Origin of the sequence: Agrobacterium sp. BT-220-3 (assembly GCF_025910175.1) — a bacterium.
Taxonomy (GTDB): domain Bacteria; phylum Pseudomonadota; class Alphaproteobacteria; order Rhizobiales; family Rhizobiaceae; genus Agrobacterium; species Agrobacterium oryzihabitans.
Genome location: NZ_JAPAIX010000006.1, coordinates 222,741 through 238,311, shown reverse-complemented (window position 1 = coordinate 238,311; position 15,571 = coordinate 222,741). Strand labels below are relative to the sequence as shown.

The following is a 15,571-nucleotide window of genomic DNA, read 5'->3' as shown; positions in this document are numbered from 1 at the left end:
AAAAAAGTAGACAGATAAAGCGCGATGGCGTACAAGATGATTATCGCAATAATGGTTATCGCGAAAAAGAAAAAGGAGTTACGCACATGCTCAAGAATATCCTGCTTGCCGCCGCCGCCTCCATCGCAGTGGCCGCCACCGGCACCTCCATCGCATCGGCGCAGAATGATGCTGCCGTCAAGAACATCGTCCTCGTCCACGGCGGCTTCGTCGACGGTTCCGGCTGGAAGGGCGTTTATGATATCCTGAAGAAGGATGGCTACACGGTCAGCATCGTCCAGAACCCGACCACCTCCCTTGCGGATGACGTTGCCGTTACCAGACGCGCCATCGACCAGCTGGATGGCCCGGTCGTGCTCGTCGGCCACTCCTATGGGGGTGTTGTCGTCAGTGAGGCCGGCACCAACGAGAAGGTCAAGTCGGTCGTCTACATCGCCGCTTTTGCACCCGACAAGGGCGAATCTGTTTCCTCGCTGATCGCCAATCCGCCGGAAGGCGCTTCGGTGCCGCCGATCCTGCCCCCGGTTGACGGCTTCCTGTTCCTCGACAAGGCAAAGTTCGCAGCGTCCTTCGCCGCCGACGTCGATCCCGAAACTGCCGCCTTCATGGCCGACTCCCAGGTTCCATGGGGTGTTGAAGCCTTGGCTGGCGCCGTGACCGAACCGGCCTGGAAGGTCAAGCCGAGCTTCTATCTGGTCGCCTCCGATGATCACATGATCCCGCCGCCCGCCCAGCGCCTGATGGCCAAGCGCGCCGGAGCGACCGTCACCGAGGTTTCCGGCAGCCACGCGGTCTATGTCTCGAACCCGCAAGCCGTCGCTGATGTCATCGAAAAGGCGGCTAAAGCCGGGAATTGAGATGCATGAAATCGAAATCGAGAACGATAACCGGGGAGACGATCCCCGGTTATATAACTGTAGCCCGTCTGTCCGGCCTCCATGCCTTCAGAATGTTGCATCCTGCGGGTGTACAAGATCGACATGTACCTTGCGGCGGTATCGCATCGGGCTGATGCCGTGGATTTGTCGGAAGAGCCTGTAGAAATGACTAAGGTCATCGATGCCGCAGTCGAGCGCGATCTCCGAAATCGGTGTGTTTGACGTCGCCAGATGCCGGGCGGCGTGGTCCATTCTCACGGTATTGACATAGGCAGAGGGCGTTTGACCCAGAAGCCGGCGGAACGTGCGCGAAACATGTTCATGGCTACGGCCGGAAAACTTGACGAGCGCCGGCACGCCACTCCGTAATGCTTGCGGATCTGCCATCGCATCGCAGGCCCGCATCATCCAGTCCGGTGCCTCTGCAGGCGCTGCATCCACCGCATCGATGAGCAGATCAGTCATCAACGCGAGCAGGAAAGATTCGATACGTGCGAGCGATCTGTTCCCGCGGTCAAGGATCTGTTCCAAAGCGGACAATTCTCTGAGCTTCGTAGCATTCAGCCGGAATGCGGCCGGCATCCGGCCATTTGTCCAGAAGTACCGTCCTGCCAACTCGCCTGCGTAGCGGTCAAGAAGATGCGCTGCGGTCTCCAGGCTAAATGCAACGTTGACCATCCGACAGGGTGCTTCCTCGGTGTTTTGAAACGCGTGACGGTCCGACGGGCGAATGAACATCAGCCCACCGGATTCGACTCGCTCGACCGCACCATTGATGAAATGCGAGCAACTGCCGGTGACAATCCAGAAACACTCGAAAAAATCATGATCGTGAAGCGCAGGAGGGGGTGTCCGTTCGACCCAAGGTCGATTGACATGGAATGCTTCATTTGGCCCGATCTTTGCGGCAAGACTGATTGTGAAACGCTTACTCACATCAAATAATCCCGTAAAATTATCAAGCTGGCCCAAGAAATCTGGGAGTATCTGAATAACATTGTCAATGATTGTCAAGTCGTGGTTGTTGGATCAGTCGTCTGGGAGAGGCGGCTCCAACGGGGAAGCGGCTTGGACAATGACTAGGGAGGAGAACGCAGATGTTGCAGAAAGTTTTGTGGGCGAGTTGTGTCCTGGCATTGAGTGTCGTTGGCACTCCGGCCTTTGCCGCAACCGTCAGAATTGCAGAACACCGGCAGGCCAGGATCGAAGCCCTGAAAGCTGTTATCCCGGACATCGAAAAGCAGACCGGTGTCGACATTGAACTTGTCGAATATCCAGGCCCTGATCGCGAGTATGTTTCAAAATTGCTGACAGAGATTGCCGCCGGGGCTGGCCCCGACGTGTTTTCCCTGCCGAGCATCAGTCAGGTCGTCGATTTCGCGACCGCCGGCTATCTGCAGGACGTGACCGAAGAGGTGAAGGCATCGGACGCCTATAGCAACTTCTACGATATCACCAAAAAGGCCGCCACGTTCGATGACGGCAAAATCTATGTGATGCCGACCATGCTGTCGGTGCAGCAGCTGTTTTTTCGCCGCGACATTCTGGAAAAGGCGGGCATCTCGACGGAACAGCCCAAGGACTGGAACGACCTGCTGCAGCGTTCGATTGACGCAAAGGCAAAAACCGGCAGTTACGCGCTGATGCTGCCGATGGGCGTGACCTGGGGCTCGGGGTCTTTCGTTGAGAGTTTCAGATTTTTGATTGCCGGCAGCTCCACACCGCAGATTGCGTCCGCCGATGGGAAGCTCGATCTGACCAGCAAGGGGGTCGGTGAGGTGTTTGGCTTCTATGAGCAGATGGTGGCTAACAAGCTCCTGCCGGTCGATCCGCTGCTTGGCCCAGAGCCCTGGGTGATCCCGAAATACGAGATGTTTCCTGCGGGCAAGTTGTTGATCACGAGTTGCGGATCCTGGTGCTACATTTTCGATTGGGGTCCAAAGAGCAAGAACCCTATTCCTGATGTCACCAAGACAGTGGGTACATGGGCGGTTCCCGGTAAGGACGGTGGCCAATACGTGATGGTGGATCTCAGCCATCCCTGGGCGGTGAATACTTCGGCTTCAGATCCGGATGCTGCCAAGAACGTCCTCAAAGCCATGGGTTCGGTCAAGCTCATGGTTAGTTATGCCGCAAACGAAGGCAATCTGCCCTCGCGCAAGGACGCGGTGGACGATATGGAATTTCAGAAACTCACAGCGCTCGTCCCACTCATGAAGGACCTGGATCGCGGTGCCTATCTGAAAAGCGCACCGGGCTTCTCGACGGTTATGGAGGGTGTCGGCCGAGCCACGGAGGCGTTGCTGCTCGAAAAGGCCGATGCAGCCGGCGCCCAAAAAATCCTCGTCGATTACGTCAAGGCGACGCTCGGCGACGATGTGGTCAAGTAAGCCGACCGACCATATCGAGACCGGGGCACGGCAAGCGCCCCGGTCGCCACCGAACGAAACGGTCCGCTCTGCAACGGTCGATCAACGGCTGACCTGGCCATATCTTTCATGAAAGACGAGTGAAACATGTCAGAGAGCTTCAGACACAGGGAGGTATGGCGCAACCGATTGCTCATCCTGCCTTCCGTATTGCTGTTGACAGCCTTTGTGATCTATCCCGCCTTCGTTGCAATTCAAACCAGCCTGACCAACGCGGCCCTGACGGGACCTGCCGCCATGAGCCCCCGTTTTATCGGTCTGGCGAACTACTCCAGGCTTCTTTCCGACGGCAACTTCTGGCGCTCGCTGGCCATCACCTTCTGGTTCGTACTGTTCTCAGCCGTGATCGGCCAGCTTGTGCTCGGTCTCCTCTCGGCCATCTTGTTGCGGCGGCGTTTTGCACTGAGACCCCTGATCAACGCCATCATCCTGATGCCCAATGCGGTGCCGGAAGTCGTCGCGGCCTTGATGTGGGCATCGATGCTCGCGGCCGGGGAATATGGCACGCTCAACAACATCGTCGCTTGGTTCGGTATCGATCCGCAGCGCTGGCTGACGACCTTTCCGTTGACGATGATCGTCATCGTCAACATCTGGCGCGGCATAGGTTTTGCAATGATCCTGATGACGTCGGGCCTGAGCGCGATCTCGGACGAACTCTATGAAGCGGCCTGGATGGACGGCGCCAGTGCCAGCCAGATATTCTGCCGCATCACACTGCCTCTGCTTGTTCCAACCATTTTCCTCTATCTGCTCGTTTCGACGGTCTCCACCATAGGAATATTCGGCCTTGTTTTCGCGCTGACCCGAGGTGGGCCGGCCGGGGCAACAGAGATCATCGGCATCTACATCTACAATCAGTCATTTAACGCCTATCAACTCGGATATGGTTCGGCGGTCGCCGTTGTGGTGCTGGCCTTCTCGCTGGTGATCGGGATGATCTATGTCCGCGCGCTGAAGGTGGAAGTCTGATGGCTGAACGCACCGAGACCGCGAAGGCAGCCGCGAGCCGTTATGGGCTCCTCCTCGTCATTAGCCTCTATTGTATAATGCCCTTCCTCTGGCTTCTTGCAGCCGCCTTCGACGCGGATGCGACGCTGTTCCTGAAAATGCCTGCGCAGTTCAGCCTGACCAACGTCTTCCGGGTTTTCCTGGAGCAGGACGGGCTGCGATGGCTGATGAACTCCCTCATCGTCTGTGGCCTGTCGACCGTGCTCGTTCTCTTCCTCGCGGGGTTCGGGGGCTATGCCCTGTCGAGGACGCAAGCCTGGTGGAAACGGCCGTTTCTCTATTCGATCATACTCATCCGGGTCCTCCCGACGACCGCGCTCATCGTTCCGCTCTACAAGGTCATGTTGAGCGGCAATCAGTTTATCGCGAGTGTTGTCCGCCCGGTTGTCGATCCTGAATATTTCCGGGCGACGATGCGTATCGTTGGTTTCATCGACGGCTATTTCGGGCTGATAGTGCTGATGGCGACGATGCATTTGCCGCTGGCGCTCTGGATCATGAAGACCTTTTTCGACACGGTTCCGCGGGAATATGAAGAGGCGGCGATCATGGATGGCGCAACCTTCGCGCAACGCCTGCGTCGCGTGCTTATTCCACTCGCAATGCCGGGTCTCGCCGCCTCAGGTCTTTTTGCCTTCATCGCCGCCTGGGGTGACTTTCTTCTGCCACTGACTTTCATCTCGTCGCCGGAACTGCGGATGCTCCCGCTTGGAATCTACAGTGCCTTTCTGCGCACCAGCGAGATCGACTACGGCCTTCTGGCCGCGATCGCAACCATCTACACCATCCCCGCCATAATCGCTTTTGCCTTCGCACGGCGCTTTCTGGTTCAGACCTTCGGCGGCGGATTGAAGGGATAACACTGATGTCTTCCATTACCCTCAGCAAAATTCGCAAAAGCTTCGGCGCACTCGAGATTATCAAAGGCGTCGACATCTCGATCAAGCAAGGCGAATTCGCAGTCTTTGTCGGCCCTTCCGGCTGCGGCAAGTCCACGCTCCTGCGCATGATCGCGGGCCTGGAATCGATCAGTGGTGGTGAGTTCCGCCTTGATGGCGAGCTCATGAACGATGTCTCGCCGGACAAGCGGGGGCTCGCGATGGTTTTCCAGTCCTACGCGCTTTACCCGCACATGACGGTCGCGGAGAACATCGGCTTTTCCCTTGATCTGAAAGGCGTCGACAAGGCCGACATCAAGCGGAAAGTCGGTGCGGTGGCGGAGAAACTCCAGTTGAGCGCGCTGCTCGATCGCAAGCCTCAGGCGTTGTCCGGCGGTCAGCGTCAGCGGGTGGCGATCGGTCGGGCAATCATAAAAGAGCCCAAGGTGATCCTGTTTGATGAGCCGCTTTCCAATCTGGACGCTGCGTTGCGGGTCCAGATGCGCGCGGAGTTACAGGAGCTGCACCGCACGACAGGTTCCACCATCATCTACGTTACCCATGACCAGGTGGAGGCAATGACACTCGCTGATCGTATTGTCGTCCTGAAAGACGGGGAGGTACAGCAGGCGGATCATCCGATCGCACTCTACAAGGAGCCAGACAACCTTTTTGTGGCCCAGTTCATCGGTTCCCCCAGGATGAACGTATTTCCCGCGCATGTCGAAGCTGTGAACGACGCCATCGCCACGATACTGACCGTTGACGGATGGAGAGTGCGCCTAGAAGGGTTCAAAGACCTTGTTCCCGGGCGAGCCGTGCAACTTGGACTTCGCCCGGAGGACCTTTCTCTCGCAGATCCTTTGGATGCGGACTTTACCGCCGAAACCCTCCTGTCGGAACGCCTTGGTATGGAGACCTATATCTCCTTCAAAACCGACGGCACTCCGGCGATCGCCAGAATTGTCGGAGATCATCGGATCGGAACCGGGGAGCCCGTGCCCCTGAAGATTAACCACCTCGCGTGCCATCTCTTCGACCAATCCGGTCGAGCGATCCAGCGCGTTCAAAATCACTAGATACGGAGAAAACATGCCTCTGAAACTCGGAGTTATTGGCTGTGGCCTGAAGGCCGCTGGCTACGCGCGAGCATGGGTGAAAAGTCCGCTTGCTCCCACCTTCGTCGCCCTGACCGATACCAGCCCCGCTTCGGTAGAACGTTTTGTCGAGATCGTTCGGCAAGGCGGCGAGCCGAAAGTATATGACACGGCCGACGCGCTGCTGGCGTCGGAGGCGGCCAATCTCGATGCCATCTACATCTCAACGCCGCATGCCTTTCACGCCGGCTATGCCAAAGCGGCTCTGGAACATGGGCTGGATCTGCTCCTCGAAAAACCGATGTCGCTCAATTCGCATGAGGCGCGCGAAATTCTGGAGGCCCGTGAACGCGCCGGTCGCCAGGTCGTTGTCGCTTATCAGTCCTCGCTCTCGCCGCTTCTACGGCGCATGCGGGAACGGGCCGATGCCGGTGAATTCGGCGCGCTGCTGGCGGTTCACGGCGAGGTCTGGGAGAATTGGCAAAGCCGCTACGGCACCAGCTGGAAGCAGGTGCCAGCCCTTTCCGGAGGTGGCTTCATCTTCGACACCGGTTCGCATCTTTTTAACGCGGTCCTGCAGATGACCGGAATTGGTTATCAGAGCGTTTCCGCGAGCCTCGATAACCGCGGCCGCGACTTTGAACTGGTCGGAGGCGTTTTCGCCAAACTGGAAAATGGAACGACCGTAAATCTGACTTTCTGCGGCGACACGATTCCCGGCTGTGAATCCTGCCTGACGCTCTTCTACGAAAGGGCCATTCTCCGCGTCGATATCTGGGGCAAATGGTCGGAGCTGCGCCAGGGACAGATATCCATACGTGAAACCGCCGGGGAAGACCTGAACGCTGTTCTCGAAATCTTCGCTGATACCTGCGCGGGTCGCCGCGCCAATCCATCCACCGCCGAGCGAAGCCTGCATCTCGCAGAACTGTGGGATCTGATCAAGCAATCTTCGCAACATGGCGGTGAGCGTCTGACACTGCAAACCAAGCCTGGAGACCTGAAATGACGAGACCAATCCGCATTACGATATGGAACGAGAACTGGCATGAGACCAAGCAGCCAGAAATCCGGGCGGTGTATCCGGAGGGGATACACGGCGCCATCGCAAACGGAATAGCGGCAGAAGATTTCCAGATCAGAACGGCTACCTTCTTCGACCCGGAATTCGGCCTGACCGACGAAGTTCTGGCTGAAACCGACGTGCTGTTCTGGTGGGGCCACGTCGTTCACAAGGAAATACCTGACGAACTCGTTACCCGGGTACAGAAGCGGGTTCTCGATGGCATGGGTCTCGTCGTCCTGCATTCCGGACATCATTCGAAGCTGTTTGGACGGCTCATGGGTACCTCCTGCAATCTTAGCTGGCGCGAGCATGAAGGCGGCGAGCGTGAACGGGTATGGATTGTCGACCCCGCACATCCCATTGCACAAGGCCTGCCGGAATCCATTGTTGTTCCCCAGTCGGAAATGTACGGCGAGCCCTTCGATATCCCGCAGCCGGACCACCTGGTTTTAGTTAGTTGGGTTGAGGGCGGAGAGGTTTTTCGATCGGGTTGCTGCTATCACAGGGGACGCGGGCGCATTTTCTATTTCAGTCCCGGCCATGAAAGCTTTCCGATCTATTTCATGCCGGAAATCCATCGGGTCCTCTCCAATGCGGCCCGCTGGTGCGCATCGCCGCACGAAGATGGAACCCGTATGGTAAACAGGCATCGCCCTGTGCCGCTTGAAACAATCCGAAGCGATGAGGGGTCGCCCTCCGGCTCGGCATCTTCTGATCCGGTTTTAAAACAAGGTGAGGCCGGCTCTGCCGGCGATGAGCAAATCCAAAACGGCCAAGCACATCGCCTATGATCCGTTACCAGCGCGGCACCCGCCTTTCATAAGCGGGATCGAAGAGCTTCATATAGGCTGTATCATCCCGCTCTTTCATCGCGGTCTGATCATAAAGAGCCGCGAGTTCGGCGAGTTTTCGCCGGTCGAGCGTGACGCCAAGTCCCGGTCCTTCGGGTACATCCAGGCGACCGCCACGGAACGTAAATGGCGTGCCCTCGATCACGTCGACGCCGGTCCATGGGTAATGTGTGTCGCAGTCGAAGCTCAGGTTCGGCGTTGCTGCGGCCACATGGATCATTGCCGCAAGGGTGATGCCGAGATGCGAGTTGGAATGCATGGAGACGCCGAGCCCCAGTGTCTCGCAGATCTTTCCGAGATGGGTCGAGGCGCGCAGCCCGCCCCAGTAATGGTGATCCGACAGCACGATCTGCACCGCGTTTTTGCGGAAGGCAGCGGCGATCTGGTCGAATTCCAGAACGATCATATTCGTGGCGAGCGGGATCGACGTCGCGGCTGCGACCTGCGCCATCTGGTCCATGCCGATGACCGGATCCTCGAGATATTCGAGAATGTTTTCGAGCTTGCTGGCGATGTAGATCGCAGTTTCAACGGTCCAGCCGCCATTGGGATCGATCCGCAGCGGATGATTGGGAAAGGCTTCCCGAAGCTTCAGCATGGTCTCGATTTCGAGATCGGGATGCAGCACGCCGCCCTTGAGCTTCAGTGACTGGAAGCCGTATGTATCGACCATCCTGCGGGCTTCGCCAACCATCTGATCGGGTGTTAGAACCTCCCCCCATTCATCCGGGGTTTCCCCCATATGGGCCGCGAATTTGAAAAACAGATAGGCGCTGAAGGGAACGCTGGTGCGGACCGCACCGCCAAGCAGGTCTGAGACCGGCCGCCCGAGAAGCTTGCCCTGAATGTCGAGGCAGGGGACTTCGAAGGCCGAGGCGACCACGTCCGTCAGCTTGTGATCGGCCACCGCCGATTTGGCATTGATGCCGCCGCTGCCGGGCAATGCGGTGATGACGCGCGATTTCAGCTCGTGAAGATGAAACGGATCGAGCCCGATCAAAGCGGGGGCTGCGCGTCGCAACCCATCCAGCGCCTTGATGCTTCCGTAACTTTCCCCGAGGCCGACCGTGCCGTCGTCACATATGACCTCGATGACGGTGCGCAGCGCGTGGGGCTGATGCACGCCTTTACAGTTCAGCAGCGGCCTGTCGGGAATGGCGACCGGCGTGAGATGAATTTCGGCTATGCGCATCAAAAAGCTCCTTGTCGCCACCAGTCGCGCGCCGCCTTCAGCGCATCGTCCAGCGGGGGCAGTGCGGGATGCCAGTGGCGCTCCCATTCCAGACTGAGGGGGATGTGTCGTTCATCCGACTGTAAAATCGAAAGCAGTTGCGCCATGGGAAAATCGCCGTGGCCCGGCAAAACGTAGCGCCGTCGGCCATCGCTGTCCGTGGTGCTGTCCTTGACGTGCAGATGCACGACATTTTGTGCGATATGCTGCCAAAGGGTTTTGAGATCGCTGCCTTTGGCCCAGGTGTGGTGGGTGTCCCACAAAATCCTGGCTGCCGGCACGCGCGTGACGAAGGCGAGAAGCTGCTCGAAGTCCGCCAGCGCGTCGTGTGTCTCGATCATCAGGTCGACATTCAGCCCGCGTGATTGTCGCAGCGCCCGCCAGTCGTCCAACAGGCGCGCTGCCTGTGTCATCTCGTCCAGTCCCACCTGTTTGCCGCCGTCGAAGATGCGCAGATAGGAAATGTCTGCCGCTTCCGCCCAGTCGATGAAAGGCTCGACGGCGGAAAGATCGGCGCTGCCGAACAGCCGAATGGACGTGTTGAGAGCGGCGACCTTGAGACCGCGTTCGGCCAGAAAGGCTGCAAATCTGGAAGGAGTGGCAAACTCGACCGTGAGCGCCGGGATCAGGTCGACCGTACCGGACAGCGTGCGCAACTCCACATGCGCGATGCCGTGTCGCTGTGCCAGATCGGCGGTTTCATGCAGACTGAGTTCGGAGCAGCCAAGCGTTGAAAAACAATAATCGAAAGCGCTCATGCCATGCGCTCCATATCCCGTTTATGGACTGGGTGAAGCGGGGCAAGCCCCGCGACGAAACGTTCGATCTCGGTAATGGCGAGATCCGAAAGTGCCCGCAATTCATTGCCCAGCGCCCCGGCAATGTGGGGGGTGAGCACGACATTGGGCAAATCGTAGAACGGACTATCCGTCGGCAAGGGTTCTGGCTCCGGCGTATCGATCAGAATACGCAGCCGTCCGGAAAGCGCCTCGGCGAGCAATGCGTCATGATCGACCAGCCAGCCGCGCGCCGTGTTGATGAAGATTGCATGATCGGCCATCAGCGCCAGTTCGCGGGCGCCAATCATGTGACGGGTTTCGGGCAGGATCGGCGCGTGCAGGGAGACCACATCTGACCAGACGAGAAGCGCATCGAGCTCCATTTTCGTAGCACCAAGTGCGGCCGCGTCTTCCACCGAAAGAAAGGGGTCGTAGACGGCGATCTCGAATTTTCCACGCGCCAGCATCTCCATGACCAGCCGGCCAATCCTTGATGCGCCGACAATGCCGACTTTGCGCGAATAATTGCCGAGATAGGGCAGGCTCATGCCACGCCTGCTGCCAAAACCGCCCGTGCCGCGCTCTGCCCGATGTTCGTCTTGCAGACGAAACACATCCTTGCCGCACATGATGATTGCCGCATAGGTAAATTCGGCAACCGGAACGGCCATGGCGGATGCCGCCGTGGTGATGAGAATATCGGATGTTTCCCAGAATTCGGCGGGTGCGACGGTGCGCACCGAGGATGCGGCATAGGCAACCATCCTGAGCTTTGGCGCACGGGCGAGGCGCGCGCGCGTCAGGGACGGCGTGCCCCAGGCGGCCAGCAGAATATCCGCCTCGGCCAGCGCCTCGGCGCCCGCTTCCGTGTCGAAATCCGTATAGGGGAAATCGGGGATGATGTCGGTTACGGCATTCAACCGTGCCCATTCGCGCGAACCGAAGAAACCGTCGGGAAGCTCGTTGCGCATGGCGATCAACAGCCGTGGCTTGTCTTGATATTGTCTCATGGGCGCACCGGACTTGAAAGGGGGCGAAGCTCGATAAGGGTGACGTCGATTTCGATCGGTCGAGAACCGGGCCGCAGGATCACATCGAGAAAAAGCTCGGGAGGGGCTTCACCTGGCCCGAGTTTCAGGGGAGGAGTTCTGAGCGCCCCGCTCCATTGGGTGGCTGGGAAAGGAAAAAATGTGCCGTCCTCTCCACGGAAAGGCGCAAGTGCGACTGCCTCCTGCCCTTCGGCTGCAGCATCTTTCAGGCGGAGCGATATTCCCAGCACGTCGCTATGCGCCGGTACCTCCACATCGCATATGGCCCCCACCCAGGAACCTGTGCCCGGATGGACAAGCTGCCCGCCGAGACGGTGGCTCTGCTCACGCATTTCAGTGACTGTCAGGGCTGAAAAATCCGATGCCAGATTGCCTGCTGGATTGTTCACCTTGTCAAAACGATCGTCTCTCGCCAGGATACGGGCTGGCGCACGCGGCACGATCGTCTCCAGATAGGTTGCGAGCAGCTTTCCGACGACAAAGGCGCCGGTCACCGCAAAATGGGTGCCGTCGTCGGAATAGCCGGGATAGGGTTCGCCGAATTCACTTTCGGGATCGACCCAGGCGGAGTTCCAGTCGAAGACATGGCAATTGGCGTGATCTGCGGCAAATTCGATGCTTTGCCGGTTGATCCAATGCGCCTTTGCCCGTTCCGCACCGCCAGCCGGCCATTTCCCGATGCCACGGGCGAGGATCGGAAGCAGGATGACGGTCTTGCCCGCGTCGAGCAGAGCCGAAACGATCCGCGCCCGGGTATCGGCAATCGTCTGGCGTGTTTCCACCATCATGTCGTTGGTGCCGGCATCGACGATGATCAGATCGAAATCCGATTGCAGCAGTCGCGTCAGCCGCCGTTCGATCTCGATTGCCTTCTGGCCGGAAACCCCGAAATTGAGGCCGGAAAAGAACCGGCTGACACCCGGCCGATTGCTCGGTTCCCAGCCGGGCGGTGCGGATGGATCATGGTGGACAGGGCAGCAGAGCCTGCCATGCGACAGGACCTCGGCCCAGCTCATCCAGCCGCGTGCCGATGTGGCAAGCGAGGTTGCGTCGCCAATATGGTTCTGCTGGACGAGCGAAGTGCCGAGAACGGCAATCCGGCTCGCCCTTGGTAACGATACGGACATGGTTTTTACCAGGATATCAGGAGAAGAGGACGCCGCCATTGATGTCGTAGCAGGCGCCGGTGATATAAGCGGCATCGTCGGACGCAAGGAAAGCCACCAGACCGGCAACGTCTTCGCTCGATCCTTCCCGCTTCAGCGATGTGGCGCCTGCCACCCTTTCACGCACTTCCGGTTTGGTGAAGGTGTCGTGGAAGGTGGTCGAGATCATGCCCGGGCAGACGGCGTTGACGCGAATGTTCGGGCCTGCTTCCTTGGCAAGTCCGCGGGTGAACGTCATCACGGCACCCTTGGAGGTCGCATAGGCGAGCGCGCCCGGACCGCCGCCATCACGGCCCGCCTGCGACGAGAAGGTGACGATCGCGCCGCCCTTTGCCATTTTGGGCAGTGCGGCCTTGGCTGTCAGGAATAGCGACGTCAGGTTGACGTCGAGGACCTGATGCCAGAAGGCTTCGTCCATATCCGCAATTGTCTTGCGGGCGATAAGGCCACCGGCAACATGGACGAGGCCATGGATCTCGCCGAATTTGTCTGCGGCAGCAGAAATCGCGGCCTCGACTTCGCTTGCATTTGTCAGATCCGCTTTGATTGCCAGAGCCGAACGGCCAAGCTTTTCGATTTCGGCAACCGCCGTGGCTGCACCCTCGGCCGCACCATTATAGGTGAGGACGACATTGGCGCCTTCCTGCGCAAAACGTATGGCGCATGCCCGGCCGATATCCCGGCCTGCACCGGCGACAACAACGGTCCTGTTGGTAAAACGCTGCATTTGAAAAACCTCGTATGGTTAGAATTGCTTGGGAAGGGAGAGCTTGAAACGCTCGTCGTCGACATCGCTGAAATAGATGTCGGTCGAAAAACCCTGGTCGTCGATGAAGCTGAAGATGCGCTTCGGCTCCTTCAAACTGTAAGGCACCAGAAGGGTGACAAGGCGATGCCGGGTTGCGGCTGGAACCGTGGCGCAGACATGATGGTGAATGTCGAGTCCCTCGAACTCTTTCGGATCGATGTCGGGAAAACCCTCGACGGCGCTGATCTGCGGCGTGCCGGCTGACGAATAGACGAACTGCCCGTAAAAGCCTGCTTTCTTGCCACTGTAGCGGAAGCTCGACCTGCCGGTCTGTGGGGCTCCAATAGTATGGCAAAGCCATTGCAGTTCCTGAGGTTCTGAACATTCGACCTCATCGACAATCACGAAATAGCTGTCGTTGACGAAGTGGATCTCGCGTTCAGCCTTCAGAACCAGCGGGTTCACGACCCGATAAGCTGCTGTCGCATCGCCGAGGATCCGGATATGTCCGGGCTTTTCCTCAACCGAGACGATGCGGCCGGCGGCGCGGCGCGCGAGCGCCTTGTCCTTTTCCGCATATTGTCCCTTGCCGCCGATCAGGATGGCGTTTTTCGACCGTGTCTGGCGTCGCCAGTTCAGATGCATCTGCGAATTGAACGCCACGTAATAACCGGACTGGATCGCCAGATCCTCACCATGGGCATAGAGGACAAAGGCATTCTGGTCGCCATGGCTGTGGCTCAGCGAACCGTAAGGGCTGGATTTGAAGACGAATTGCAGATGCCGTTCCGGGTCTTCCATATGTTTCTGGATGGTCGCCCAGCCGATATCATCGAAAACGGCGAGTGCCGGCAGGTCGGCAGGCGAGACGGCTTCCACCTGCTGATAATCGTGGCGGTAGACGAGATCATCGAAGTTCAGGTCCCACCAGCCGTAATTATAGAAGGCCATTTCCGTACCCGTCGCATCGGCCTTGATGTGATCGAAATACCATTGGTAATGGCCGTTGCCGGTAACGCCGGCAAATTGCCGAACATTGTAACCCAGCTTCAGGCCGGGAAGATCGCCAAGCGTGGAATCGTCGCCAAAGTTGGCGCGGCGGGTTCCCGGCGCCTTGGTGTAAAGCGGGAAGCGCCCCGTGCTCTGGAAAAACGGCCGCTGATAGAGGTCGTAGCCGATATAGGAGCGGATAAGATTGGCGGCCTCGATGAGATAGGCCATGCCGGTCATCCAGTAATGTGGACCTTCCGCCCAGCCGCCATCGGTTCCGGCCCATGGGGAATAGAGGGTGGCAAGGAATTCAACGGTATAGTCGAGCCATTCGCCCGCCTCGTCGCTTTCGCCCTGAAGCGCGATACAGGCCGGTGTCAGGACTGCCGAAAGCGAACGCACCGCGTGGCTGTCATAGGGAAACACGTGGATGCGGGCATGCGCAATGACGTGGTCGGCAACCTCGCGTGTCCGTTCAAGCAGAACCGACCGCACTGTCTCGCGCTCGTCCTCGCTCAGATGGTCGTAGAGCCAGTCGTAGCCCCAGGCGAGTGCGACGACGACACGGAATCCCGCCTCGTCATTATAGGCCCGGGAGGTCGCGCCTTTCGGATCCCAGCCGGCGACCGCCAGCAGCCACTTGCGGGATGTATCGAGCAGATCGTCGCGTCCGAGCACGCGGCCGGCAATCGCCAGGTGCCGGATCGCATAGATCACCTCCTGGCAGTCAATATACATCTGCCGCCAGAGTGTCGCGACGCGCATATTGTTGGGATAGGGCTGTGGTTCCGGCATGACCGGCCGCTCCAGCCACGGTTTGACCGATTTTTCGTAGAATTCGGACCAGCCGCAATGGTTGGGGTCCCTTGCCACGGTGTCTGCGAAGGCGCTCAACTGCTCTGGATTGAGCCAGAGCCGAGGATGGCTGGCATGGGAGGCTGCATGACGGGCCTGCCTGCCGGGCAGCGGCGTTTTCGGCAGCGAAGCGTCGATCTCGAAGCTGCGCACAGCGCTCCAGTTGGAATCCGGCGTCGCGGACGTCTGGTCCCACAGCGCATAACACCAGTGATAACGGCCTTCCGGCAAGGCTTCGTCCGGCGTGAAGAAATTCCAGGTGAGATCTTCGAAGACGAGTGTTTTTTTGTCGGCGAAACCGGGATCGATGGAAATGCGCAGCACGTAACGCGCGCCGTCGTCGATGTCGGGCAGCCATGAAAAGCGCGGAGGGTTCTCCGTCGGTGGTGCTTCTTCGCTCGGCTCGTAGCCAATGGTCAATGAACCCGGCCGGGGTTCATCGAGAAGTGTCTGTCTGGAGATGGCCGGGGCAGAGGGACGCATTGCGCTCTAACTCCTATGAAAACGGAAGGAAAAGGATGGCGGCGACAAAGCCGCCATCAC

The 15,571-nt window shown here is 58.8% G+C and carries 14 protein-coding genes; 7 read left to right on the top strand and 7 right to left on the bottom strand.

All coding sequences use genetic code 11. The annotated features are described in order from the left end of the window. Positions 1-86: 86 nt before the first annotated feature. The gene (locus OK142_RS17415) at positions 87-857 is read left to right on the top strand and encodes an alpha/beta fold hydrolase (protein WP_313608145.1); all 771 of its coding nucleotides are present in this window, start codon (positions 87-89) and stop codon (positions 855-857) included. Between the two features lie 87 nt (positions 858-944). Here OK142_RS17415 and OK142_RS17410 read toward each other — a convergent pair whose 3' ends face one another. Further along, on the bottom strand, positions 945-1,892 hold the full coding sequence (locus tag OK142_RS17410) for a helix-turn-helix transcriptional regulator (protein ID WP_498684176.1): 948 nt from the start codon (positions 1,890-1,892) through the stop codon (positions 945-947). 83 nt (positions 1,893-1,975) lie between these two features. Between OK142_RS17410 and OK142_RS17405 the strand changes: the two genes are divergently transcribed. From OK142_RS17405 to OK142_RS17380, 6 genes are all read left to right on the top strand, one after another. After that, positions 1,976-3,268, top strand: a complete 1,293-nt coding sequence (locus OK142_RS17405; RefSeq protein WP_498684174.1) for an ABC transporter substrate-binding protein — start codon at positions 1,976-1,978, stop codon at positions 3,266-3,268. Between the two features lie 126 nt (positions 3,269-3,394). Beyond that, entirely contained in the window at positions 3,395-4,279 is an 885-nt protein-coding gene (locus OK142_RS17400; RefSeq protein ID WP_498684172.1) for a carbohydrate ABC transporter permease, read from the top strand. Beyond that, on the top strand, positions 4,279-5,178 hold the full coding sequence (locus tag OK142_RS17395) for a carbohydrate ABC transporter permease (RefSeq protein ID WP_003498163.1): 900 nt from the start codon (positions 4,279-4,281) through the stop codon (positions 5,176-5,178). Before OK142_RS17400 ends, OK142_RS17395 begins: the two co-directional genes overlap by 1 nt. A 5-nt stretch (positions 5,179-5,183) precedes the next feature. Further along, positions 5,184-6,275, top strand: a complete 1,092-nt coding sequence (locus tag OK142_RS17390) for an ABC transporter ATP-binding protein (RefSeq protein WP_498684171.1) — start codon at positions 5,184-5,186, stop codon at positions 6,273-6,275. Between the two features lie 13 nt (positions 6,276-6,288). Continuing rightward, positions 6,289-7,302, top strand: a complete 1,014-nt coding sequence (locus OK142_RS17385) for a Gfo/Idh/MocA family protein (protein ID WP_035242970.1) — start codon at positions 6,289-6,291, stop codon at positions 7,300-7,302. Beyond that, entirely contained in the window at positions 7,299-8,150 is an 852-nt protein-coding gene (locus tag OK142_RS17380; protein ID WP_498684169.1) for a ThuA domain-containing protein, read from the top strand. The genes OK142_RS17385 and OK142_RS17380 overlap by 4 nt, the downstream gene beginning before the upstream one ends. Positions 8,151-8,154: 4 nt before the next feature. On the opposite strand, the gene OK142_RS17375 is transcribed toward OK142_RS17380, so the two are convergent. The 6 genes from OK142_RS17375 to OK142_RS17350 are packed head-to-tail and all read right to left on the bottom strand — an operon-like array spanning position 8,155 to position 15,511. Continuing rightward, entirely contained in the window at positions 8,155-9,402 is a 1,248-nt protein-coding gene (locus tag OK142_RS17375; RefSeq protein ID WP_498684168.1) for a glucarate dehydratase family protein, read from the bottom strand. Further along, positions 9,402-10,199, bottom strand: coding sequence for a sugar phosphate isomerase/epimerase family protein (locus OK142_RS17370; protein ID WP_498684165.1), 798 nt, complete (start codon positions 10,197-10,199; stop codon positions 9,402-9,404). Before OK142_RS17370 ends, OK142_RS17375 begins: the two co-directional genes overlap by 1 nt. Continuing rightward, positions 10,196-11,230, bottom strand: coding sequence for a hydroxyacid dehydrogenase (locus tag OK142_RS17365; RefSeq protein WP_498684164.1), 1,035 nt, complete (start codon positions 11,228-11,230; stop codon positions 10,196-10,198). Before OK142_RS17365 ends, OK142_RS17370 begins: the two co-directional genes overlap by 4 nt. Continuing rightward, positions 11,227-12,396: an SGNH/GDSL hydrolase family protein gene (locus tag OK142_RS17360; protein WP_498684161.1), complete on the bottom strand. Its 1,170-nt coding sequence runs from the start codon at positions 12,394-12,396 to the stop codon at positions 11,227-11,229. Before OK142_RS17360 ends, OK142_RS17365 begins: the two co-directional genes overlap by 4 nt. Positions 12,397-12,412: 16 nt before the next feature. Continuing rightward, on the bottom strand, positions 12,413-13,162 hold the full coding sequence (locus tag OK142_RS17355) for an SDR family NAD(P)-dependent oxidoreductase (RefSeq protein ID WP_003498178.1): 750 nt from the start codon (positions 13,160-13,162) through the stop codon (positions 12,413-12,415). A gap of 18 nt (positions 13,163-13,180) precedes the next feature. After that, a complete protein-coding gene (locus tag OK142_RS17350; protein ID WP_498684159.1) occupies positions 13,181-15,511 on the bottom strand; it encodes an alginate lyase in 2,331 nt (776 codons plus the stop codon). Positions 15,512-15,571: the final 60 nt, after the last annotated feature.